Annotated in this window: 24 protein-coding genes; 17 read left to right on the forward strand and 7 right to left on the reverse strand. The window is 71.0% G+C overall.

What is annotated here, in order from left to right; genetic code table 11:
- Positions 1 to 241: 241 nt before the first annotated feature.
- The 3 genes from VF092_20890 to VF092_20900 all read left to right on the forward strand — a co-directional run bounded on the left by VF092_20890 (position 242) and on the right by VF092_20900 (position 1,775).
- On the forward strand, positions 242 to 1,009 hold the full coding sequence (locus tag VF092_20890; protein ID HEX6749761.1) for a TatD family hydrolase: 768 nt from the start codon (positions 242 to 244) through the stop codon (positions 1,007 to 1,009).
- An 85-nt stretch (positions 1,010 to 1,094) separates the two neighbouring features.
- Positions 1,095 to 1,349, forward strand: coding sequence for a hypothetical protein (locus tag VF092_20895; GenBank protein HEX6749762.1), 255 nt, complete (start codon positions 1,095 to 1,097; stop codon positions 1,347 to 1,349).
- A 165-nt stretch (positions 1,350 to 1,514) separates the two neighbouring features.
- A complete protein-coding gene (locus VF092_20900; protein ID HEX6749763.1) occupies positions 1,515 to 1,775 on the forward strand; it encodes a hypothetical protein in 261 nt (86 codons plus the stop codon).
- A gap of 257 nt (positions 1,776 to 2,032) precedes the next feature.
- Here VF092_20900 and VF092_20905 read toward each other — a convergent pair whose 3' ends face one another.
- A complete protein-coding gene (locus tag VF092_20905) occupies positions 2,033 to 3,658 on the reverse strand; it encodes an adenylate/guanylate cyclase domain-containing protein (protein HEX6749764.1) in 1,626 nt (541 codons plus the stop codon).
- Between the two features lie 175 nt (positions 3,659 to 3,833).
- Here VF092_20905 and mutL point away from each other — a divergent pair, with 175 nt between their 5' ends.
- The 5 genes from mutL (at position 3,834) to VF092_20930 (ending at position 9,885) form a co-directional block, all read left to right on the forward strand.
- On the forward strand, positions 3,834 to 5,672 hold the full coding sequence (mutL, locus tag VF092_20910) for a DNA mismatch repair endonuclease MutL (protein ID HEX6749765.1): 1,839 nt from the start codon (positions 3,834 to 3,836) through the stop codon (positions 5,670 to 5,672).
- A 161-nt stretch (positions 5,673 to 5,833) separates the two neighbouring features.
- A complete protein-coding gene (gene miaA / locus VF092_20915; GenBank protein ID HEX6749766.1) occupies positions 5,834 to 6,787 on the forward strand; it encodes a tRNA (adenosine(37)-N6)-dimethylallyltransferase MiaA in 954 nt (317 codons plus the stop codon).
- A 199-nt stretch (positions 6,788 to 6,986) separates the two neighbouring features.
- Positions 6,987 to 8,162, forward strand: coding sequence for an N-acetyl-alpha-D-glucosaminyl L-malate synthase BshA (gene bshA / locus VF092_20920; GenBank protein ID HEX6749767.1), 1,176 nt, complete (start codon positions 6,987 to 6,989; stop codon positions 8,160 to 8,162).
- Positions 8,162 to 9,070: a carboxylating nicotinate-nucleotide diphosphorylase gene (nadC, locus tag VF092_20925; protein ID HEX6749768.1), complete on the forward strand. Its 909-nt coding sequence runs from the start codon at positions 8,162 to 8,164 to the stop codon at positions 9,068 to 9,070. The genes bshA and nadC overlap by 1 nt, the downstream gene beginning before the upstream one ends.
- The gene (locus VF092_20930) at positions 9,067 to 9,885 is read left to right on the forward strand and encodes a biotin--[acetyl-CoA-carboxylase] ligase (GenBank protein ID HEX6749769.1); all 819 of its coding nucleotides are present in this window, start codon (positions 9,067 to 9,069) and stop codon (positions 9,883 to 9,885) included. The genes nadC and VF092_20930 overlap by 4 nt, the downstream gene beginning before the upstream one ends.
- 36 nt (positions 9,886 to 9,921) lie before the next feature.
- Here VF092_20930 and VF092_20935 read toward each other — a convergent pair whose 3' ends face one another.
- On the reverse strand, positions 9,922 to 10,143 hold the full coding sequence (locus VF092_20935; GenBank protein ID HEX6749770.1) for a hypothetical protein: 222 nt from the start codon (positions 10,141 to 10,143) through the stop codon (positions 9,922 to 9,924).
- A gap of 136 nt (positions 10,144 to 10,279) precedes the next feature.
- On the opposite strand from VF092_20935, the gene VF092_20940 reads away from it, so the two are divergent.
- Entirely contained in the window at positions 10,280 to 10,735 is a 456-nt protein-coding gene (locus tag VF092_20940; GenBank protein HEX6749771.1) for a hypothetical protein, read from the forward strand.
- A gap of 99 nt (positions 10,736 to 10,834) precedes the next feature.
- On the opposite strand, the gene VF092_20945 is transcribed toward VF092_20940, so the two are convergent.
- Positions 10,835 to 12,808, reverse strand: coding sequence for a tetratricopeptide repeat protein (locus tag VF092_20945; GenBank protein ID HEX6749772.1), 1,974 nt, complete (start codon positions 12,806 to 12,808; stop codon positions 10,835 to 10,837).
- Between the two features lie 94 nt (positions 12,809 to 12,902).
- Complete coding sequence (locus VF092_20950) at positions 12,903 to 13,028, reverse strand: hypothetical protein (protein HEX6749773.1); 126 nt, start codon at positions 13,026 to 13,028, stop codon at positions 12,903 to 12,905.
- A gap of 371 nt (positions 13,029 to 13,399) precedes the next feature.
- On the opposite strand from VF092_20950, the gene VF092_20955 reads away from it, so the two are divergent.
- Both VF092_20955 and VF092_20960 read left to right on the forward strand, forming a co-directional pair.
- Complete coding sequence (locus tag VF092_20955; protein ID HEX6749774.1) at positions 13,400 to 14,086, forward strand: thymidine kinase; 687 nt, start codon at positions 13,400 to 13,402, stop codon at positions 14,084 to 14,086.
- 526 nt (positions 14,087 to 14,612) lie between these two features.
- Positions 14,613 to 15,137, forward strand: a complete 525-nt coding sequence (locus VF092_20960) for a hypothetical protein (protein HEX6749775.1) — start codon at positions 14,613 to 14,615, stop codon at positions 15,135 to 15,137.
- Positions 15,138 to 15,267: 130 nt separating this feature from the next.
- Here VF092_20960 and VF092_20965 read toward each other — a convergent pair whose 3' ends face one another.
- The 3 genes from VF092_20965 to VF092_20975 all read right to left on the reverse strand — a co-directional run bounded on the left by VF092_20965 (position 15,268) and on the right by VF092_20975 (position 17,472).
- Positions 15,268 to 15,906, reverse strand: coding sequence for a signal peptidase II (locus tag VF092_20965; GenBank protein HEX6749776.1), 639 nt, complete (start codon positions 15,904 to 15,906; stop codon positions 15,268 to 15,270).
- Between the two features lie 301 nt (positions 15,907 to 16,207).
- A complete protein-coding gene (locus VF092_20970; protein ID HEX6749777.1) occupies positions 16,208 to 16,873 on the reverse strand; it encodes a signal peptidase II in 666 nt (221 codons plus the stop codon).
- A gap of 218 nt (positions 16,874 to 17,091) precedes the next feature.
- Positions 17,092 to 17,472 carry a hypothetical protein gene (locus VF092_20975; protein HEX6749778.1) on the reverse strand — a complete coding sequence of 127 codons (381 nt, stop codon included), beginning with the start codon at positions 17,470 to 17,472 and terminating at the stop codon, positions 17,092 to 17,094.
- A gap of 260 nt (positions 17,473 to 17,732) precedes the next feature.
- On the opposite strand from VF092_20975, the gene tgt reads away from it, so the two are divergent.
- The 6 genes from tgt (at position 17,733) to thiS (ending at position 21,745) form a co-directional block, all read left to right on the forward strand.
- On the forward strand, positions 17,733 to 18,911 hold the full coding sequence (tgt, locus tag VF092_20980) for a tRNA guanosine(34) transglycosylase Tgt (protein HEX6749779.1): 1,179 nt from the start codon (positions 17,733 to 17,735) through the stop codon (positions 18,909 to 18,911).
- Between the two features lie 215 nt (positions 18,912 to 19,126).
- Positions 19,127 to 19,453, forward strand: a complete 327-nt coding sequence (gene yajC, locus VF092_20985) for a preprotein translocase subunit YajC (protein HEX6749780.1) — start codon at positions 19,127 to 19,129, stop codon at positions 19,451 to 19,453.
- Positions 19,454 to 19,457: 4 nt separating this feature from the next.
- Complete coding sequence (gene def / locus VF092_20990; GenBank protein HEX6749781.1) at positions 19,458 to 19,973, forward strand: peptide deformylase; 516 nt, start codon at positions 19,458 to 19,460, stop codon at positions 19,971 to 19,973.
- Positions 19,970 to 20,911, forward strand: a complete 942-nt coding sequence (gene fmt / locus VF092_20995) for a methionyl-tRNA formyltransferase (protein ID HEX6749782.1) — start codon at positions 19,970 to 19,972, stop codon at positions 20,909 to 20,911. Before def ends, fmt begins: the two co-directional genes overlap by 4 nt.
- Complete coding sequence (locus VF092_21000) at positions 20,901 to 21,530, forward strand: thiamine phosphate synthase (GenBank protein ID HEX6749783.1); 630 nt, start codon at positions 20,901 to 20,903, stop codon at positions 21,528 to 21,530. The genes fmt and VF092_21000 overlap by 11 nt, the downstream gene beginning before the upstream one ends.
- Complete coding sequence (thiS, locus tag VF092_21005; protein ID HEX6749784.1) at positions 21,518 to 21,745, forward strand: sulfur carrier protein ThiS; 228 nt, start codon at positions 21,518 to 21,520, stop codon at positions 21,743 to 21,745. Before VF092_21000 ends, thiS begins: the two co-directional genes overlap by 13 nt.
- Positions 21,746 to 21,790 lie beyond the last annotated feature (45 nt).

A 21,790-nucleotide genomic window follows, 5' to 3' on the forward strand; every position in this document is an offset into this window, starting at 1 on the left:
GCAGTTGCGAAGCGAGCCGCCGCGGATACCTTCCGCGGCGGCTCGCGTTTGCAGGTGCGCTGTACGCATCGGAGATGGGGACGATGCGAGTGAACTCGCGGCTACAACGACACGCAGTCCGCCTTCGCGGACTTCTCCGGACGATGTGTCGGCGCTGATTCCAACGCACTGACGCACTTTCGCACTGACGCACTCACGCACTTTCGCACTTTCGCACTTTCGCACTTTCGCACTCACTCCGATGCAGCTGATCGACTCGCACGCGCACCTGGCCGACGAGCGCATCCTCCCCGACGTCGACGCGGTGGTGGAGCGCGCGCGGGCGGCGGGGCTGGCCGGCGTCGTCACCATCGCCACCGACGCGGAGGACGCGCGGACGAACCTGGCGCTGACGGAGCGCTTCGACTGCGTCTGGTCCACCGCCGGCATCCATCCCCATTCCGCCAGCACCTCGTCGGAGGAGACGCTGGCGGCGGTGCGCGAGCTGATCGCCCATCCCCGCGTCGTCGCGCTCGGCGAGACGGGGCTGGACTACCACTACGACTTCTCGCCGCGCGCGGCGCAGCGCGCCAACTTCGCGCGGCACCTGGAGATGGCGCGCGAGACGGGGCTGCCGGTGATCGTCCACTCGCGCGAGTCGGACGACGACCTGCGCGCCATCCTCCGCGAGGCGGGGCAGGGCACCGTGGGCGTGCTGCACTCCTTCTCCAGCGGCCGCGAGCTGCTCGATGACGCGCTGGCGATGGGATGGTACGCCTCGTTCTCGGGGATGATCACCTTCAAGAAGTTCGACGGGCTCGACTTCGTCCGCATGGTCCCCGCCGACCGCATCATGGTGGAGACCGACACGCCCTACCTCGCCCCCGTCCCCCATCGCGGGAAGACGAACGAGCCCGCCTTCGTCACCCACGTCGCGATCCGGGCCGCCGAGATCCGCGGCGAGGACCCCGCCGGGTTCGCCGCGCGGACGCTGGAGAACACCCGCCGGTTCTATGGGAAGATCGGATAGGGAAACTTCCGTTTTCGATCGATTGTGGATATTTTGCGACGAATTTTCTGCGGTCGGTCGATCCCCATCAACCCCGGAGGGCAGGATGAAGAAGCTGCACCTGGAGATCGCGGAGCTGAGCGTCGAGTCGTTCGATCCGGTGCGGGACCCCGCCTCGCCGCGAGGCACCGTGGCCGCGCGCGAGTTCACCGAGTCGACGTGCAACCAGTTCACCTGCGGCCAGACCTGCGACATCAACGACTTCAGCTGCAACAACCAGTTGACCTGCTACGGGCCGCGGTGCCCGGCCAGCCAGTATGCCACCTGCTTCCCCGTGTGCCAGACGGGCTCCATCTGCTAGGCCGGACCGGCCGGGGCGGCGGCGCGCACCGCCGCCCCGGCATCCCGCTCGACGGAATGTCGAGGCGCACTGTCGGGGCCATCGGGAGATCCACTTGCTCCTCCGGCGCGTAATGGGAGCGGCCGATCGCGATCGGGCCGCAACCCACAACGCCTGGAGGAGACGATGAAGAAGCTGAGGCTGGACCCCGAGTCGCTGCGCGTGGATTCGTTCGCCCCGCGCGCGGACGAGGACGGGCGCGGAGGGACGGTGGTGGGGCACCTCCTGCTGACCGTGGCGGAGACGTGCTACCGGCAGTACACCTGCGGCAAGACGTGCTTCGACGCGCAGACGTGCCGCATCGAGTGCCAGAGCGGCGGATACGCGTGCCCGGACACCTACTACGTCACCTGCATCCCCGTCTGCAACACCGGCGAATTCTGCTGACGGTCCGACGGGAGGCAGCCGCTGGTGGCCGCCTCCCGTCTCCAATTTTTCCTATCGCGTGATACCAACCCCCGGTGGAGTATTGGTGCCTCCAGCGAATATCGAGCTGCCGCGATGATAGATCCTTCGGCCTGCAACTGCTTGCACAGACGCTGATTACGGTCTGGCCGGCCTCGGGATGACGTCAGCGTGGAATCCGTCAGGGTGCATCAACCTCATTCGAGAGTGTGTCGGACGCCTGTGAACACGCGCCGGTTCTACGCGCCGGCGCCGGGGTGACGCCCGGCGGGGGCGAACTCGCAGCGGAAGCAGGGGATCGGCGCCCGCACGCTCTTCACGGCCACCTCGCCGGCGGCCACCAGCCCGTAGCGCTGCGGCACGCGGAGCGCGGCCACGGCGTGCGCGCTCAGCAGCACGCGGCCGGCGCCGGCGGCCGCCTCGAGGCGCGAGGCGATGCTGAGGGTGTCGCCCACGATGTCGCCGTCGCGGCCGCGCGCCACCACGCCACGGTGCACGCCCACCTGGATCTCGGGCGGCGCGATCCCCACCGCCCCGGCGGCCTGGTGGAAACGGCTGCGCAGCTCGGCCGCCGCCTCGAGCGCCTCGTCGGCGGCGGCGAAGGCCAGCACCGCCCCGTCGCCCACCGCCTTCAGCAGCTGCCCGCCGTGGTGCTCGGCGGCGCGCCGCGCCGAGGCGTGGAACACCGACGCCAGCGTGAGCGCCGCCGACTCGTCCACCGCGCGAATGCGCGTGTAGCCGAAGATGTCGGCGAACACCACCACCGCCTCGCCCTCGGCCAGCGCGGACGCGGGGATCAGCCGGTCCAGCACCCGGTCGCTGCGCGCCTCCACCCGCCGCCACACCGGCCCGCAGGCCACCGCCACCGCCGTTCCCGCCAGCCACCCGCCCAGGTTCTCGGGGAGGTGCAGCATCCCCATCAGCGCCGACGAAGCCACCCCTTCCACGGCCACGAAGAGGGAGAGGAGGATGAGCCCCACCACGCCGTAGACGGTGGCCGCGCGGATGGCCAGCCGCGGGTCGAGCGCGCCGGCGTAGAAGACTCCCACCGCCAGGCACACCGGCAGCAGCAGCACGCCGATGGAGATGAGCGACAGGAACACGATGTCGGTGACGGCCTCGGGAACGCTGGCGAACAGCGAGCCGGCCGCGTAGATCGCCACCCCCGCGGGAAACGCGAGCACCAGCGTCCAGAAAAGCGCGTAGAAGCCGGCGACCAGCCAGAGGATGCGCCGCCGCTGGACGGGTGCCGTCCGGCGGTACGCCGCGCGCAGGTTGAGCACGGCCAGCCCGATGCCGCCCAGCAGCGGCAGCAGCGTGGTCACTTCGGCGCCCACCAGCGGCAGGAGGAGCAGGGCCCAGGCGGTAAAGGCGATGGCGATGGCGGCCAGCGGCAGCGGCTGGTGCAGGGCGCGCAGCCACTCCGGCGGCCACCCGGGCGCGCGCGGGGGGATCGGCTCGGGGAAGAGCACGGTGAAGCGGAGGAGCACCGCGATGGCGGCCGGGATCAGCAGCGCCGAGAAGGTGTCCGCCGCCTGCGGCGACAATCCCATTCCGGCCGGCCAGCTGGCGCCCGCCACCGCCAGGAACAGCGCCAGCACCCGGCTCGCCGGGCGGTCCCACGCGCGCCAGACGATGCAGAGCCCGACCACCGCGATGACCAGGTCCATGACCGTGCCGAGCGCCACCGGCACCATCGCCAGCCCGCCCACGCCGTCCAGGTAGCGCGGGTTCGCGGCGAGCTCGCTGGCGTACCACTCCCTGGTGGCCCGGGCGGGGTGGGCGAAGAAGGCGATCTCCTCGAGGGTGCCGGCCAGCAGGAGGGCGGCGACGGCGGCGCGGGCGGGTCCGCGGGTGGAGAGCATGGCTGGCTCCGGGCTGAAGCGGGGCCGGACGGGGGTGGCTACACGAGAACGATGCGCCCGCGCGGCCGCGGCGGCAAGCGTTTCCGCCGCGCCCGCGGGCGGTTGCTGCGCCGGTGCGGGAACCGTAGCTTGCGACCGGTAAAACCGAATCTCGCCCGAACACGCGCCGGACCGAATGCCACGCCGTATCCACATCCTCCCCGAGAAGCTCGCGAACCAGATCGCCGCCGGGGAGGTGGTGGAGCGGCCCGCGTCGGTCGTGAAGGAGCTGGTGGAGAACGCGCTCGACGCGGGGGCGACGCGCATCGAGATCACCGTGCGCAACGGCGGGAAGACGGAGATCCGCGTGGCCGACGACGGGCACGGGATGGGGCGCGAGGACGCGCTCCTCTCCGTCGACCGGCACGCCACGAGCAAGATCCGCAGCGAGGCGGACCTGGCCGCCATCCGCACCCTCGGCTTTCGCGGCGAGGCGCTCCCCTCCATCGCCTCCGTCTCGCGCTTCGCGGTGGAGACGGCGGAGCGCGACGGCGACGGCACGCGGGTGATGGTCACCGGCGGCCAGGTCGCCGGCGTGGAGGAGTGCGCGCGGCGCCGGGGGACGACGGTCTCCGTCCGCTCGCTCTTCTTCAACGTTCCCGCGCGTGCCAAGTTCCTGCGCTCCACCGCCGCCGAGAACCGCGCCATCGGCGAGGTCGTGACCATGCTGGCGCTGGCGCAGCCGCACGTGGCCTTCACGCTGGACTCGGGCACGCGCGACGTCCTGGCCCTCCCCGCCGCGGCCACGGTGGCGGAGCGCATCGCCGCGCTGTGGGGCGGCGACGCGGCGGACGAGCTGATCCCCGTGGCCCACCGCGACGGGAGCGTCGCCGTCACGGGCCTCGTCCAGCGGCCGCACAACTCGCGGCCGGGCGGGCGCAAATCCTATCTCTTCGTCAACGGCCGCGCCTTCACCGACCGCTACCTGGTGAAGGCGGTGGACCGCGCCTACCGGACGACGATCCCGCAGGGCGTCTATCCCTCGCTCTTCCTCTTCCTCGAGGTGCCCGACGGCGAGGTGGACGTGAACGTGCACCCCGCCAAGGCCGAGGTGCGCTTCCGCGACCGAATCGGCGTGGAGCGCGCCATCGAGGAGGGGGTGCGCGCCGCGCTCGCCGGGCTGGAGAGCACGCCGGCGATCGGCCGCCGCGCCGTCGCCGAGCCGGAGCCGGGCGGCTACGGGGTCGCCCCCGGCTACGGCGTGAAGCACCTGCGCGAGGCGCGGGCGGCGTTCGGCGCCGCGCCGGCGTCGGTGCCGTCTGATGGGGACGGGGGGGTGGCGCCGGCCGAGCCGTTCGAGCCGCAGATGGCGCTGTTCGTCACCGGCGGCGGCGCGCCCGCGGCTCCGGCGTCTCCCGAGGCGACGTCCCCCTCCGCGCCGGCCGAGCTGATCGGGCCCGCGGCGATGATGTGGCAGGTGCACAACACCTACATCCTCGCGGAGACGCGCTCCGGGCTCATTCTCGTCGACCAGCACTCGGCGCACGAGCGGGTGCTGTACGAGGAGATCGTGCGCGGCTTCGACCGCGGCGAAGCGGCCAGCCAGCGCCTCCTCTTCCCCATCACCCTGCGCCTGTCGCCGGCGGAGTATGCGATGGTGGAGCAGGTGCGCGGCGTCCTCGAGCGCGCCGGGTTCGAGGTGGAGCCGTTCGGCGGGCGGGCGATCATCGTGCACTCCGTTCCCAATCCCCACCCGTACTTCGACGCGGAGCGCTGCCTGCGCGAGATGATCGCGGAGCTGACCGGCGGCTCGCCGCTGGTGGACAGCGCGCGGACGCAGCACCAGCGGATCGCGCTGACGATGGCGTGCAAGGGCGCCATCAAGGCCGGGCAGAAGCTGACGCAGCGGGAGATGACGGAGCTGTTCGACCGCCTGTTCGCCACCGAGCTGCCGTACCACGACATCCACGGCCGCCCCACGGTGATCCAGCTCTCCATCGCCGAACTGCACCGCCGGTTCGGGCGAAGCGGGTGAGGGGAGCGATGTCGATCCGGGCGAGATTTCGGTGCAACCTGTCGAATCGCGTGCGGGGCCGGCTATAGATCCTTCGGCCTGCAACCTATTGCGCGGACGCTGGTTACGGTCTGGCCGGCCTCAGGATGACGTCGAAGGAACTTCGAGTGGAAGGGTGATTGGTGAACGAGGCGACGGAGCGGCCGCAGGCGCTGGCCATCGTCGGCCCCACGTCGTCGGGGAAGACGGCGCTGTCGATCGAGGTCGCCGCGCGGCTGGATGGCGAGGTGATCTCGATGGACTCGCGCGCCGTGTACCGCGGGATGGACATCGGCACCGCCAAGCCGTCGCCGGAGGAGCGCGGCGCGGTGCCGCACCACGGGATCGACATCGCCGAGCCGTCGGAGCGCTTCAACGCCGGGCGCTGGGCCCGCTACGCGCGCGAAAAGATCGCGGAGATCCGCGGCCGCGGGCGCGTGCCGATGCTGGTGGGCGGCACCGGCTTCTTCCTGCGCGCGCTGACGGACCCCATCTTCCGTGAGCCGGAGATGGACCCCGCGCGCCGCGCCGAGGTCGCGCGCGAGCTGGCGGAACTGCCGGACGCGGAGCTGCATCGCCGGCTGGCCGAGAAGGACCCGGAGACGGCGGGGCGGCTGCGCGAGTGGGGCGGGCGGCAGCGCCTGCTGCGCGCGCTGGAGGTGCCGCTGCTGACGGGAAAGCCGCTGTCGTGGTGGCACCGCAACTCGCCGCCCGAGGCGCCGGGCGTGCCGGTGCTGGCGTTCGCGCTGGACGTCCCCCGCGAGCGCGTGTACGCCACCGTCGACGCGCGCGTGGACGCGATGGTGCGCGCCGGGCTGGTGGACGAGGTGCGGTCGCTCGTTTTGCGCTACGGCGAGGACGCGCCGGGGCTGAACGCGCACGGCTATGCGGAGCTGATCCCCCATCTCCGAGGGGAGCGGACGCTGGATGAGGCGCTGGAGCTGGTGCGCCGCAACACGCGCGCGTACACGAAGCGCCAGCAGACCTGGAACCGCCGCCAGCTCCCCGCCAGCGCCGTCCACCTCGACGCCACGCGCCCCCGCGCCGAGCTGGTCGACGAGATCGCCGCCGCCTGGCGTGCCGCCGTGGGGACCTGATCGCGCCACGCCGGGTACGCGGGCAGACCGGCAGGTCAGCCGGCGCCACGATCCGACGCTGGATGATGAGCCGAACAGCCTCGCGCAGTCTGCGAGGCTTCCCGTGAGTCGTAGCCGCGGCTTCAGGCGCCTGTTTGAGGTCGGCGCGGATGTCTTTCTGCAGGACTGGGCACTGGGCACTCGGCACTGGGCACTCTTGATGAAAATCGGCATCACCTGCTACCCGACGTACGGCGGCTCGGGCGCCATCGCCACGGAGCTGGGGATCGAGCTCGCCGAGCGCGGGCACGAGATCCATTTCATCTCCTACGCCCAGCCCTTCCGCCTTCCCCACTTCATGGAGCGCGTCTTCTTCCACGAGGTGGAGATGGTCCACTATCCCCTCTTCGAGCACAACAACTACTCGCTGGCGCTGGCCGCGGTGATGCACGAGGTGTCGCTGCGCGAGGGGCTCGACGTGCTGCACGTGCACTACGCTATCCCCCACGCCACCAGCGCGTGGATCGCCAAGGAGATGCTGGGCCCGCAGCACCCGGTGAAGCTCGTCACCACGCTGCACGGCACCGACATCACCCTGGTGGGCCAGGAGCGCAACTTCTGGGAGATCACCCGCTTCTCCATCCAGAAGTCCGACGGGATCACCGCCGTCTCCGACTACCTCAAGCGCGAGACGGTAGATGCCTTCCGCCTCCCCGACGACTCGATCGAGGTGATCCCCAACTTCGTCGACCCGGAGCTCTATACGCGCCAGCGCTATCCCTGCTGGAAGACGGCGTTTCTCCGCGACGGCGAGAAGCTGGTGCTGCACGTCTCCAACTTCCGCGCGGTCAAGCGCGTGCGCGACGTGGTGCGCACCTTCGCGCGGCTCACGCGCGAGGTCCCCAGTCGCCTGGTCTTCGTCGGCGACGGGCCCGAGCGCCCCGAAGCGGCCGACGAGGCGCGGCAGCAGGGGATCACCGACCGCGTGGTCTTCCTGGGGAAGCAGGACTCCGTCGCCGAGATCATGGCCTGCGCCGACCTGCTGATCCTGCCCTCGCAGAACGAGTCGTTCGGCCTGGTCGCGCTCGAGGCGATGGCCAGCGGCGTGCCGGTGATCGCGTCGCGCGTGGGCGGGCTGCCGGAGGTGGTGGACCACGGCGAGAACGGCTTCCTGGCCCCCGTGGGCGACGTGGAGGCGATGGCCGACGGCGCCGCGCAGATCCTGCGCGACGAGGAGACCTGGCGCCGCTTCAGCGAGGCCGCGCGCCGGAGCGCGGTGGAGCGCTACAGCGTCGAGAAGGTCATCCCCCACTACGAGCGCTACTACGAGCGCATCGTGAACGGCGCGAAGCCGAAGGAGCCCGCGATCGCGCTCGCCGGGGCGGGGGAGGGGTGATGGAGATCGGTTCGGCGGATGCATTTACCGATCTGCGCCATGGTGATGCGACGACGCTGCCGGGCGAGGCGCTGTGGCTGATCGAGGCGGCGCTGGCGGAGGACGTCGGGCCTGGCGACTTCACCACGCTGTGGACCGTGCCCGCGGAGCGCCGGGCCGTGGCGCGCATCGTGGCCAAGGCGCCGGGGGTGATCGCGGGAAGCGAGGTGGCGGTGGAGGTGTTCCGCCGCGTCGATCCCTCGCTCGCCGTCAAGGTCGTGGCGGGCGACGGGACCGCCGTCTCGGCGGGGGACGAGGTGATGCGCATCTCCGGCCCGGCGCGGTCGATCCTGACGGCGGAGCGGACGGCGCTCAACTTCCTGCAGCAGCTCTCCGGCGTGGCGACGGTGACGCGCCGCTACGTCGACGCCATCGCGGGCACGGGCGCGCGGGTGATCGACACGCGCAAGACCACGCCGGGGATGCGGTGGCTGGAAAAGGCCGCGGTGGTCGCGGGTGGCGGGGCCAACCACCGCGGCGGCCTGTACGACATGGTGATGATCAAGGACAACCACATTGCCGCGGCGGGCGGGATCACCGCGGCGGTCGAGGCCGTGCGCGCGGGGAACGACCGCCGCCTGCGCGTGGAGGTGGAGACGACGGATCTCGCCGAGGTGCGCGAGGCGCTGGCCGCGGGCGTGGACCGCATCATGTTCGACAACATGACGCCGGAGGCGATGCGCGAGGCGGTCGATCTCGTCCGGTCCGTCGACGTTGCGCGGCCGGAGACGGAGGCGTCGGGCGGGATCACGCTGGAGACGATCCGCGGCTACGCGGAGACGGGCGTGGACTTCATCTCCGTGGGCGCGCTGACGCACTCGGCGCCGGCGCTGGACCTGTCGCTGCGGCTGGAGGCGGCCCGGGCGTGATCGAGCTGCGCGCCGACCGCTGGGAAGGCGCCACCGCCGGCGAGCTGGCGGCGCGCTGGGGACTTCCCGCGGTGCACCTCTTCGCCCGCGCCGGCTCCACCAACGACGTGGCCCGCGCCTTGGCGGAAGAGGGCGCGCCCGCGGGGACGGCGGTGCTGGCGGAGGAGCAGGTCGCGGGGCGGGGACGAGGCGGGAAGGGATGGCAGTCGCCGCCGGGGCTGGGGATCTGGCTGTCGGTGATCCTGCGCCCGGGCGCGCTGGCCGCGCCGGGGCTGCTGCCGATCCTGGTCGGCCTGGCCGCGGCGGAGGCGCTCGATCCCTTCCTCCGCCCCGCGCGCGTGGCCATCAAGTGGCCGAACGACCTCCATCTCGCCGGCCGCAAGCTGGCGGGGATCCTGTGCGAGGGAAGCTGGGACTCCGGCGTCCCCGGCCACGTGGTCGCGGGGATCGGCATCAACGTCCTCCACTCCCTCGGCGACTTCCCCCCCGAGCTGCGCGAGACGGCGACCTCGATGCGCATCGCCGCGGGGTGGATGCCGCCGCGCGCCGACGTGGCGGGCGCCGTGGCCCACGCGATCGTCCGCCGCGTCGCGGAGCCGCCGCCGGAGCTCGGCGGCGCCCTGCTCGACGCGCTGCGCGAGCGCGACGCGCTGCTCGGCCGGCGCGTGCGCGTCACCGGCGCGGAAGCCATCTCCGGCACCGCCATGGGCGTCACCCCCGCCGGCGCGCTCCTCGTCCGCACCTCCGCCGGCGCGCTGAAGACGGTCCGCTCCGGCACCGTCCGCCTGGCGGAGACGGCCGCGGCACCCGAGTAGCGCCGCGGATCTCCCCGCCGCATCCCCCGTCTCCCCTCAGCCGGTGCAGGTCGTGCCGGTGCACTGCGGCGCGAACACCGTCTCGCACAGCAGCGGCACGGTGGCGCAGAACTGGGTCGGGCAGCCGTTGTGCGTCGCGTCGCACGGCAGGCCCGAGGCGCCGTGCGCGTGCATCGTCCCGCGCAGCGCGTGCGTCTCGCGCCCGGTCGCGAACGAATCCACACTCACCGAATCGAGCTCCAGCCTCAGCTTCCTCATCGTCTCCTCCTCGTCTTCGTCGGGTCGCCGTGATGCGGGCGGAGCCCGTCGCGCCGCAAACCGGGGGCCGGGCGCGGGCGGCTGGCACCCGGCCTGCGTAGGTTCGCGCGCAAAACCACGCGGACGGAGACGGAGAATGGCGGAGCACGCGCGGAAGAATCACCGGCCCCAGCGGACGCCCCGGCAGGAGCGCTCGGGAAAGGCGCTGGTCGACGGCTCCAACGTGGCGCACAGCAGCGAGGGCGGGCAGGGGCGCCTGCGCAACATCGAGCTGGTGGTGGAGAAGCTGAAGGAAGACGGCTTCGAGCCCATCGTGGTTGCCGATGCGGCGCTCCGCCACCAGATCGACGACACCGCGCGCTACGAGGCGCTGATCGACGCCGGCGAGATCCGGCAGGCGCCCGCGGGGACGGACGCGGATTTCTTCATCCTCTCCTTCGCCCGCGAGCTGGACGCCAACATCGTGTCCAACGACCGCTTCCGCGACCGGCTGGAGAGTTTCCCCGACGCGCGCGACCGCATCATCCGCTACATGATCGTGGAGGACGAGGTCGTGTTCGAGAAGCGCAACCGCCGCCGCCGCAAGCAGTAACAGAATCTGGCCCACGCAGAGCAGCAGAGGCAGCAGAGATGAGTTCTCCGCTGCCTCTGCTGCTCTGCGTGAGCCCTGTTTTCTTCCGTTGCTTCGCGATCAGACCGGCACGGCCGAGCCGCGGAAGGCGGCCAGGCGCTGCTCCACCTCGGCGCGGTCGGGCGCGGAGGGCATCAGCTCGAGGTAGCGCTCCAGGTCGCACGCGGCGTCGTCGGCGCGCTCCAGGTCGGCCAGCGCGGCCGCGCGGTTGCGGTACAGCACCGGGTTCGACGGCTCCAGCGCCACGGCGCGGTCCAGGTCGGCCAGCGACTCGGCCAGGCGCCCGGCGCGGTAGAGGAGCGCCGCCCGGTTCGAGAGGAGCACCGCCTGCGCCGGATCGAGCGCGAGCGCGGCGTCGTACTCCTCCAGCGCCTCGTCGGTGCGGCCCAGCACGTCCAGCGCGTGCGCCCGGCCGGCGTGCGCCAGCTTCACCCCCGGGTCCAGGTCGATCGCCCGCGCGTAGGCCGCCTCGGCCTCCTGCATGCGCCCCAGCCGGCGGAAGCACTGGCCCAGGTTGGTCCACACCTCGGCGTAGGGCGGGCTCAGGCGGATGGCCTCGTGGTAGTCGCGGATCGCCTCGTCGTACCGGCCCAGCTTCAGGAGCACGTTCCCCCGCTCGTTGAAGTACTCCGAGTAGTTGGGGTCCATCTCCATGGCGCCGCGGAAGTACTCGATCGCCTTCTCGTAGTCGCGGGTGGCGGTGTAGACCTGGGCGATGTTGTAGAGCAGCACCGAGCGGTGCAGCCGGTGCCGGTCGCCCGGGACGTACTCCTCGAGCTGGTCGAACCCCGCGCGGCAGAGCTCCACGGCCTCGGCGGGGCGGCCCTGCCGGTGGCGGACCAGCGCCAGCCCGTTGTTCAGGAAGACGCGCAGGAAGTGCCGGGTCTCGGGAACGATGGAGGGTGCGTCGAGCAGCGCCAGCGCCTCGAGGAGGTAGTGCTCGGCCTTGTCGGGGTCGCGCTCGGGAAGGAAGCGGGCGTGCAGCATGGCCATGATGTAGCAGACCCGCGCACGGTCGGTGGGGTCGGTGATCTTCTCCAGGGCCTCGCTCCGCACCACCTCGTGGGCGCGCTCGGGCTGCCCCGCGGCCACCAGGCAGCCGAAGATGCTCCCCACCAGGTTCCAGCGCGTGTAGTACCCGACGCCCGTTCCCAGCGTGGCCAGGTTCGCCAGCACCGGGTCGGCGAAGCGCAGCGCGTCTTCGTAGAAGCCGCGATGGTTGTAGCGCCCCAGGGCGAACGCCTGCCAGGTCGGCGCGTTCTCGGGGAACTCGCTCTCCAGCCAGTACCGGATCAGCTCCGGGATGCGGTCCTCCATCTCCTCGAAGTTCCGCTTGATCTGCTCCTCGAGCTCCCGTGCCAGGCGCGTCATCTCCGCGGGCGTGCGCGGAACCACCCGGTCCGGGGCAAGGTCCAGGCGCACCACGCTGGCCGGGAGGCGGTCGCCGATCTGCTCGAGCGCCTCGGCCGCGCCGCCGGGCTCCACGGCCAGCAGCAGGGTCAGCCCGAACTCGCGCCCGCGGCGGCGCACCAGCTCGCGGAAGAAGCGGCGCACCAGCGCGCCGGCACGGTCGTAGTCGTCGCACGCCAGCACCCGCGCCGGGTGCGACGGGGCCACGCGCGAGAGGGTGTCGAGCAGGTCGATGATCCCGTGCGGGATGCGGTAGGCGCGGTCCATCGCGTAGTTCCGCACCGCCTCGACGCCCACGGCCGATTCGGTGAGGGTGGACTCGACGCCCAGCGTTCGCTTCAGCGTGGGGAGAACCGCCGCGATCTCGCGTGCGTGCTTCTCCAGCAGCGCGGGGTCGTGCGCCTCGGCCAGGGGAAGCACGCCGCCCAGCAGGGTGTTGACCCCCGCCCAGAGCCCGTTCTCGCTGACGTCGCAGGGGAGGAGCCGGGCGCCGCCGGCCTCTCCGCCGGCGCGGCCGATCCACTCCGTCAGGACCCGGCGGCGGCTGCTGCCGCGGGGCGCTTCCAGCACGATCACGCGGCCGGCGGCGGCCGTGGGGGCGGGCAGCTCTCGCTCCACTTGCATCTTGGGCTCTTCTCCGTCGGACGGTGGCCGGCATGGCCGGCGGGTGGAGGTGGAGGGTGGCCGGCCGCGGGGTGCGCGGCCGGCCTGTTACGGCTCAGGCGGTCGGGGGCGGCAGGGTGCTCTGTCCCTGGCACCACGGCGCCTCGGGGCACTCCCAGCAGTCGTACGTGGCGGCGCTGGTGTTGAGCGTGTCACTGCCGTAGGGGTCGAGCGTGAACATCTCTCCTCCTCCGTGAAGTGGGATAGGAAACAACTGGCGGGATGATCATATGCGTAGAATCATTATCAGTCAAGATATGTGTAAACGTACGATTCCACGCACTCGGTGCGGAGAATGTCGCGATGAGTAAAAAAACCAGTGAGAATGCTGGTTTTCGTGTGCTTCGCTTCGATTCAAGATTGCAAACTGGGGGATAGCGTCTTGTAGAAGCGTGATTCAGCAGCCCTCGCGATCTGCAAACGCATCCAGGGTGACGTGGAGATCGTCCGAGTCGGCGTGGTTGCCCGCGCTCGTCCGCGAGGCTACCTTTCCGCCGCCAATCCCCTCCGCAGTTTCCGCGAGAGCCAACCCCCGCAGCACGCTTCGGGTCCTTGAGAGACGTCACGCTCTACCAGGGCGACGGCCAGGGCTGGGTCGAGGTCATCACCGGCGTGATGTTCTCGGGCAAGTCCGAGGAGCTGATCCGCCGCGTACGCCGCGCGCTGATCGCGCGCCGCCGCGTGCAGGTGTTCAAGTCCGCCCTCGACGACCGCTATCACGGCATCGGCCACGTCAGCTCGCACGACGGCACCGGCGTGGACGCCGTGCCCGTGCGCTCCAGCCTGGAGGTGGCGCAGCGGGTCCATCCGCAGACGCAGGTCATCGCCATCGACGAGGCGCAGTTCCTGGACGACGGGATCGTCGACGTGATCAGCGCGCTGGCCGACCGCGGCGCGCGGGTGATCGTGGCGGGGATCGACATGGACTTCCGCGGCGAGCCGTTCGGGCCCATGCCGCGCATCCTGGCGCTGGCCGAGGCGGTGGACAAGCTGCACGCCATCTGCATGGTCTGCGGGGCGTCGGCTACGCGCAACCAGCGGCTGGTGAACGGCGAGCCGGCGCCGTACGAGGGCCCGGTGGTGCAGGTGGGCGGGCACGAGAGCTACGAGGCGCGCTGCCGTCGGTGCCACCAGGTGCCGAGCGCCGGCCGCTACCAGATGGACCTGCTCGAGGCCATCGAGGCCGAGCCCGTGGAGGCGCGCGTGCTGACCATCGACAGCCTGCGCAAGCGCGCATAGCGCATCCTCAGGCGTCCCGAAGAGAACGGCCGCGCACCGGAGCCCGGTTGCGCGGCCGTCTTACTTGATCCCAGGCTCCGCATCAGGTGGGCGTTCGTCGATACCCGCGCGGAACTCCGCTGTCACCAACGGCGCGTGCGTGGAGCACGAAGAACGCAGCACTTTCGCCGCTCTGGTTACGGTTTCGGAACGTCGCTCGCGGAGCCGACGGCTGACGGATGGGTTGTATCTCTAGAAAATATTGTCCTAAATCTGTCGATACTGATATGCTGCCCCGTTCATCTCCAGCAATTTCATCCAAATGGCTTTGCGAGTTCTGTCGCAGAATGTAGCAGCGATCAAACCACTCCCCTTTTTGGCCGTTTGCCGTTATCAATAGTGCACGTTCCGCCACCACCGGGAACGCGCTGGCCCGATCTTCGCGTTGGGCGCGCGCCGTTAGCCCGGTAAACAAACGATGTGCAGAGGACCTCGCGCGCCCAATGAGGCGCGCCGCAGCCCATGAGGCAACCCAGGGAGCCGTGAGATGGCGAAGCGTTACGAAGTGGAGATCACCTTCCAGCAGACGGTGCGCTACGCCGTCGATGCCGTGACCCGCAAGGCCGCGGAAGACCTGGCGCTGGAGCAATGGCGCGAGGGCGACGAGGCCAACGCCGTGGGAAGCGAGTGCTGCGACCTGGTGGCGGTGTGCTCGGCCGAGGTGCCGAACGGCGAAGGGTGCGCGCGCGACGCCGACAAGGCGTTCCGCTACCTGCGGGACCGCGAGCTGGTGATCGAGATGCTGGACGACGACGCGTTCAACCCCAGCGTCCACGACGCGGTGAGCGCCGAGGACGTGGCCATCCACCTGGGGTGGCGCCGGAAAGACCGCATCCCCGACACCGCCCGCGCCGGCCGCGCGCTGGACGCCCTCTGCAGGTCACGCCGCGTCGTCTGCTTCACCCGCCCCAGGGTCCGCGCCGGAGAGCGCGGCGAGATTCGCCTCTTCTGCACTCCCCAACATCTCGAAAAGCTGACCAACCTCCTCGAGCCGGAGCTCGCGGGGGTGTAGCCGCTTCCCGGGTGGGCGATACTCGACGCGAACGGCCGCCGATCCGGCGGCCTTTTGCTTTTCTGGCGATGAAAAAGCAGGCCGGAGCATTCCCGCTCCGGCCTGCCGCGTCCCGTGACCGTGATGGAGATCAGTCGCCCATCTCCGACGCCACCCGCAGCGGGCGCTTGCCGCGGCGCGCGCGGCCCATCAGCTCGAAAACCATCACGGGGACTGCCAGAAGCATCGACAGGATCAGCGCCACGTCGGCCACGTTGCCGGGCGGCAGCCAGAGGCCGGCCCAGTGGATCGACAGGTAGTCGGTCACGCCCCAGTGCACCACGCGCTCGCCCAGGTTCCCCAGCATCCCGCCCATCATCAGTCCCGCGAAGGCCCACGCCCACCCGCGCTGGCCACGCGGCAGGCGATGCCCGCGCTGCACGATCTCCAGCAGCAGCACGGCGCCCAGCACCGCCGCGCCCGCCGCGATCACCATCCGCGAGGCCAGCGGCAGGTTGCCCCAAAGCCCCAGCACCATGGCCGGGTTGCGCACGTGCCAGAACGCCACGCGGTTGGGGACGACCTCGCGCAGCACGCCGAGCGGGACGCTGCGCGCGACGAGGTACTTTACCGCCCAGTCGAGCAGCGCCACGGCGAGCGCGATCAATCCGGCGGGGATCCAGCCGCGCATCGGCTCGCGGTCGGCCGCGCGACGGTTCGGCCGGGCGTCGCGTGGGGTGAGGCGGAAATGTCGGTGAACGGGGGAGATCGGGTGGGTCGAATCGGCCACGGATCAAGGCTCCACGGGTGATGGTGTCCGCTCCGTCGGACCGGCCTTTTCCTCAAGATGCGCACCGATGCGGCAACCGGATTGTCTCCATCTCCGGAAATGCTGGAATATCAGGAACTTGCCGCGAAGATGGTGAACGAAGGCATACGGCTGGTCACGAGATTCCGTGCGCACTACATGTGTTCTCCGTGCCACAGGTGTACCAGCGCTGTCCCGCGCATCTCCGCACTTTGTCGCGGAGACGCGAAAACGCCGCGACGTCCTGCCGTCGCGGCGTCCCCTGCTGCGTTCGCGATGTCGCTCAGTCGCCCGTAGCCGCCTCCACCGCCGCGGGCTCGGCGAGCGGGTCCTTGCCGCGGCGCGAGCGGCCGATCAGCTCGAACAGGATCACGGGGATGGAGAGCGGCATCGACAGGAAGAGCGCGATGTCGGCCAGGTTCCCCGGCGGCAGCCAGTAGTCGCCCCAGCGCAGGGAGATGTAGTCCGTGACGCCCCAGTGCACCACGCGCTCGCCCAGGTTCCCCAGCATCCCGCCCAGCACCAGCCCGATGAACACCCACGCCCACGCCCGGTGCCGGCGCGGGAAGCGGTGGCCGCGTCCCAGGATCTGCAGCAGCACGACGGCGCCCAGCACCGCGGCCACGACGGCGATCACCTTGCGCGTGCCCAGCGGGAAGTTCTCCCACAGCCCCAGCACCATGGCGGGGTTGCGCACGTGCCAGAACGCCAGCCGCCCGGGGATCACCTCGCGCAGGTCGTCGAGCGGAATGTTGAGGGCGATGAGGAACTTGGTCGTCCAGTCCAGCAGCGCCACGCCCAGCGCGATCAGCGCGGTGGGAATCCAGCCGCGCATCGGCTCGCGGTCCGCCGCGCGCCGCCCGGGCGAGCGCTCGGGCTCGACCCGCGCCCGGCGATGCCCCAGCGCCCGCCTCGCGGCTCTGCGGATCGGGTGGTTCGAAGGGCTCACGTGATGGTGCTCCACCGGTTTACGTGTATCGTCTCACCACCCGTGCAGATTCAAGATGCGGGCCGATGGTGGATCTCACCCGCGAATTCTTACCAGATTTGAAAACAGCAAGGTTCACGCAGAGTCAGCAGAGTCAGCGGAGAACAGCAGCCGGCTGCAGCCGTTCTCTCTGCTGACCCTGCTGACTCTGCGTGACAAAATTCTTTCTGGTATTCCGCTTATGGGCAGGGGCAGCGCTGGGGGATGTCGCTGCCGAAGCTCTGGCAGAAGCCGCAGGTGTCGTCGGCGAGGTTGACCGTGTAGTCCTGCGTGGTGCAGCCCACGCAGCTCAGCGCGTTGTTGTTGGTGGGGCAGGTCGTTCCGGTGCCGCCGGTGCCGCCCGTTCCGCAGGTACCGGTGGCGGGGCAGTCCATCGGGTCGCCGGTCTCGAACACGCAGATCAGCTGGCCGCAGGTCTGCGGGCCGCAGGTGTTCTCGGGGCCGCAGGTGCTGCCGCGGAAGGTGCCGTATCCCCGCACGGTGCCCGTCTCGGGCAGGCGCGCGGCGGTGGTGAACGACTCCACGGCCAGCTCGCCGACGTCCAGCTTCAGCTTCCTCATCGGATCTCCTCTTGCGGGGGATGGGGTCGAACGCGCGAGATGCGTCATTCGTGGGATTGATCATTGAAGGAATCCGCAGGTAAACGCAATCTCCATCCATCCCACCACCTCCGTTTTACGCCATTTCCGATCCGGTGCCGATCTCGTAGGACGGCGGCGCTTCCCACGCCCGTCTTCGCTTGCATTCGCGCGCATCCTCCGCCAAACTACCGGCTTACGCTCAGGCCACCCCGCGCGAGTGACGCGGCGCGGGCAACGATGTGAACCGACTCCGGACCGGGACCCTGTTCGAGTTCGAGGTACAGGCGACGGAAGGCGCCGCGCGCGCCGGCGTGCTCACGCTGCCGCACGGGCAGGTGCGCACGCCGGTGTTCATGCCCGTGGGCACGCAGGCCACGGTCAAGACGCTGACCCCCGAAGAGGTGGAGGCGCTCGGCGCGCAGATCATCCTGGGGAACACCTACCACCTCTATCTCCGCCCCGGGCACGAGGTGGTGCGCGAGATGGGCGGGCTGCACCGCTTCCAGGGGTGGACGAAGCCGATCCTGACCGACTCGGGCGGCTTCCAGGTGTTCAGCTTGAGCGACATCAGCACCATCGCCGAGGACGGGGTGGAGTTCCAGAGCCACATCGACGGCTCGCGCCACCTGTTCACCCCCGAGCGGGTGATGGAGATCGAGCGGGCGCTGGGGGCCGACATCATCATGGCCTTCGACCAGTGCCCGCCCGGCCAGTCGAGCCGCGAGGTGGCCACGGAGGCGTACGAGCGCACGCTGCGCTGGCTGGCGCGCTGCCGCACGGCGTTCGAGCGCATCACCGCGGAGGACGACGAGCCGCGGCAGACGCTCTTCCCGATCGTGCAGGGCGGCATCCACCCGGAGCTGCGCATCGCCTCGGCGCGGGGGACGCTGGACAGCGGCGACTGGCACGGAATTGCCATCGGCGGGCTGAGCGTGGGCGAGCCGAAGCCGGTGATGTACGAGATGATCGACGTGGTGCGCCCCGAGCTGCCGGACCGGCTCCCGCGCTACCTGATGGGCGTGGGGTACCCGGACGACCTGCTCGAGGCGATCGGGCGCGGCATCGACATGTTCGACTGCGTGGCGCCCACGCGGAACGGGCGCAACGGCGCGGTGTGGATCACCGCCGAGGGGCAGGTGAACATCAAGCAGCGCCGCTTCCTGACCGACGCGGGGCCGCTGGACCCCGACTGCGGCTGCTACACCTGCACGCGCTACACCCGGGCGTATCTCCGCCACCTGTTCGTGGCGGGCGAGGCGCTGAGCATGCGGCTGCTGTCGATCCACAACCTGCACTTCCTGGTGAACCTGGCCACGCAGGCGCGCGAGCACATCCTGGCGGGCGACTACGGGAGCTGGAGCCGCGCCTGGCTGGACCGGTTCAGCGCCGGGAAAGCGGCGTCGATGGCGCGGGGGTAGAAAGAACGAGCTGGCATTCGCGCCGTGCCCGGTTCGTGCACGCCACGAGCGAAGCGAGCCCGTCCCTCCCCCAGTCGGTTTTGGGGGAGGGACAGGCGCGAAGCGCCAGGGAGAGGGCGGGACAGCGGCGGATCGCGAGGAATCGGATACCGTGCAGGAACCGCCGGGGTACAATCGAGCAGAGCCAACCGAATACCGATCACGGAGACGGATAGATGGACATCGCGACGCTGATGCTGGCGCAGTCACAGGGAGCCAACCCGCTGGGGACGCTCATCTTCCCCATCGCCATCCTCGCCATCTTCTACTTCATCCTGATCGTCCCCCAGCGGCGGCAGCTGAAGGAGCACCAGAACCTGGTGGCCGCGCTGCAGAAGGGCGACCAGGTGGTCACCGCGGGCGGGCTGGTGGGCGAGATCACGGGGATCAAGGACGACGTGGTGCAGCTGCGCACCGGCTCGTCGACCGTGCTGGTGGAGAAGAGCCGCATCGTCAAGCGCACCGGGGGCGCCGGGGCCGACAAGCCGGCCGCGGGGAACTGACGACATGCCGCTGCTGAAGATCGAGCTGCTGGGCTCGGACGTGCTGCGCCGCCGCGCCGACGAGGTGGAGGCGGCGGGGACCGACGCCGAGCTCGACAGGCTCATCGACGACATGTTCGAGACCATGTACGACGCCCGGGGGATCGGCCTGGCGGCGCCGCAGATCGGCCTGTCCAGGCGCCTGATCGTGGTGGACGTGGGCGACGAGTCGGGGAAGGACGTGGGCCCGTTCGCGCTCTTCAACCCGCGCATCCTCGAATCCAGCGCCGACACCGAGAAGCAGGAGGAGGGGTGCCTCAGCATCCCCGGCGTCACCGGCTCGGTCGAGCGGCCGTACAGCGTGGTGGTGGAGGGGCTGGACCGGAAGGGCGAGCCGGTCCGCATCGAGGCCGAGGCCATGCTGGCGCGCTGCCTCCAGCACGAGATCGACCACCTCGACGGCGTGCTGTTCATCGACCGGATGTCGCCGCTCAAGCGCAACATGGTGCTGCGCAAGTACCGCAAGCAGGCCGCCTCGTGAGGATCGTCTTCTGGGGGACCCCGGAGTTCGCGCTTCCCGCGCTGCGTGCCCTCGGAGACGAGGGGCACGACGTGGCCGCGGTGGTCACCCAGCCCGACCGTCCGGCCGGACGCGGCCGCGCGGTCACCCCGTCGTGCGTGAAGGAGGAGGCGGAGCGCGAGGGCATTCCCGTCCTCCAGCCCGAGAAGGCGCGGGGGGACGATTTCATCGCCGAGCTGCGCGCGCTCGACGCGGACCTCTCGGTCGTGGTCGCCTACGGGCAGATCCTGAGGCCCGAGGTGCTGGCGGTGCCGCGGCTGGGATCGATCAACATCCACGGGTCGCTCCTTCCCGAGCTGCGGGGCGCGGCGCCGGTGCAGTGGGCCATCATCCGAGGGCTGGAGACCACCGGCGTCACCATCATGCGCATGGACGCGGGGCTGGACTCCGGCCCCATGCTGCTGCGCGTGGAGGAGCCCATCGAGCCCGACGAGAGCGCGTGCGAGCTGGCCGGGCGGCTGGCGGAGATCGGCGCCGAGGCGCTGGTCGAGGCGCTGGCGCTGCTCGAGGCCGGGCAGCTGGTGCAGGAGCTCCAGGACGACGCGAAGGCTACCTATGCGCCCAAGCTCACGCGCGAGATGGCGCGCATCGACTGGGCGAAGCCGGCGGCCGAGGTGTCGCGCTGGATCCGCGGGCTCGACGACGTCCCCGGCGCGTGGAGCCCGCTCGGCAGCCGCGGCCCGGTGAAGCTCTTCCGCCCGCGCGTCGAGGGCGCCGGCGGCGAGCCGGGAACGGTGCTGGAGGCGGACGACAACGAGGCGGGCGTGCTGATCGCCTGCGGCGACGGCGCGGTGCGCGTGCGCGAGGTGCAGCCGCCCGGCAAGCGGCGGATGAACGCCGCCGAGTGGGTACGCGGGCGCGGCGTGGCCGCGGGCGACCGCTTCGGCGTTGAGGCCTGACCGCATCCCCCCGCTCCACGCCGTCACCGACGACGAGGTGGCCGCGCGGGGGGATTTCCTCGCCAGGGCGGGGGAGGTGCTCGCCGCCGGCGGCCGGGACGTCGCCCTGCATCTCCGCGCGCCGGGGATGGCGGGGGCGCGGATGTTCGACCTCGCGGAGCGGCTGAGGAAGATGGCGCGCGCGTCCGGCTCGCTGCTGATCGTCAACGACCGCGTGGACGTGGCGATGGCGGCCGGCGCGGACGGCGTCCAGCTCGGTGCACGCAGCCTCGCCGTCGCCGACGCGCGGAGGATCGCGGCGGAGATGCAAATCATCGGCGCCTCCGTGCACTCGCTCGACGAGGCGCGCAGGGCGATGGAGGACGGCGCCGACTGGCTGCTCGCAGGGACGATCTACGCGACCGCCTCGCACCCGGGCCGCGGCGGGGCAGGGATCGGGCTGATCGAGGAGATCGCCGCGCTCGGACGGCCGGTCATCGCCATCGGCGGGGTGACGCCGGCGCGGGTGCCGGAACTGCGCCGGGCGGGCGCGGCCGGCATCGCGGCCATCCGCGGCATCTGGAACGACCCGTCGCCCGGCGAGGCGACACGACGATACATCGACGCATGGCAGAGCTAGATACGGCCGCCGCGATCGCGGTGCGCGTGAACGGCGACGAGCGCGAGGTGCCCGCAGGGCTGAGCGTGGCCGGGCTGCTGGAGCACCTGGGCCTGCATCCGCGCATGGTGGTGGTGGAGCGCAACGGCGACATCCTCCGCCGCGACGCCCTCGACGGCGTGCCCGTGGAGCCGGGCGACCGCTTCGAGCTGGTGCACTTCGTCGGCGGAGGGTGAGGCATCCCCCGATGCCGGTGTAGCCGGGCGAATGAATTCGCGGCA

Source organism: Longimicrobium sp., assembly GCA_036377595.1.
Lineage (GTDB): Bacteria > Gemmatimonadota > Gemmatimonadetes > Longimicrobiales > Longimicrobiaceae > Longimicrobium.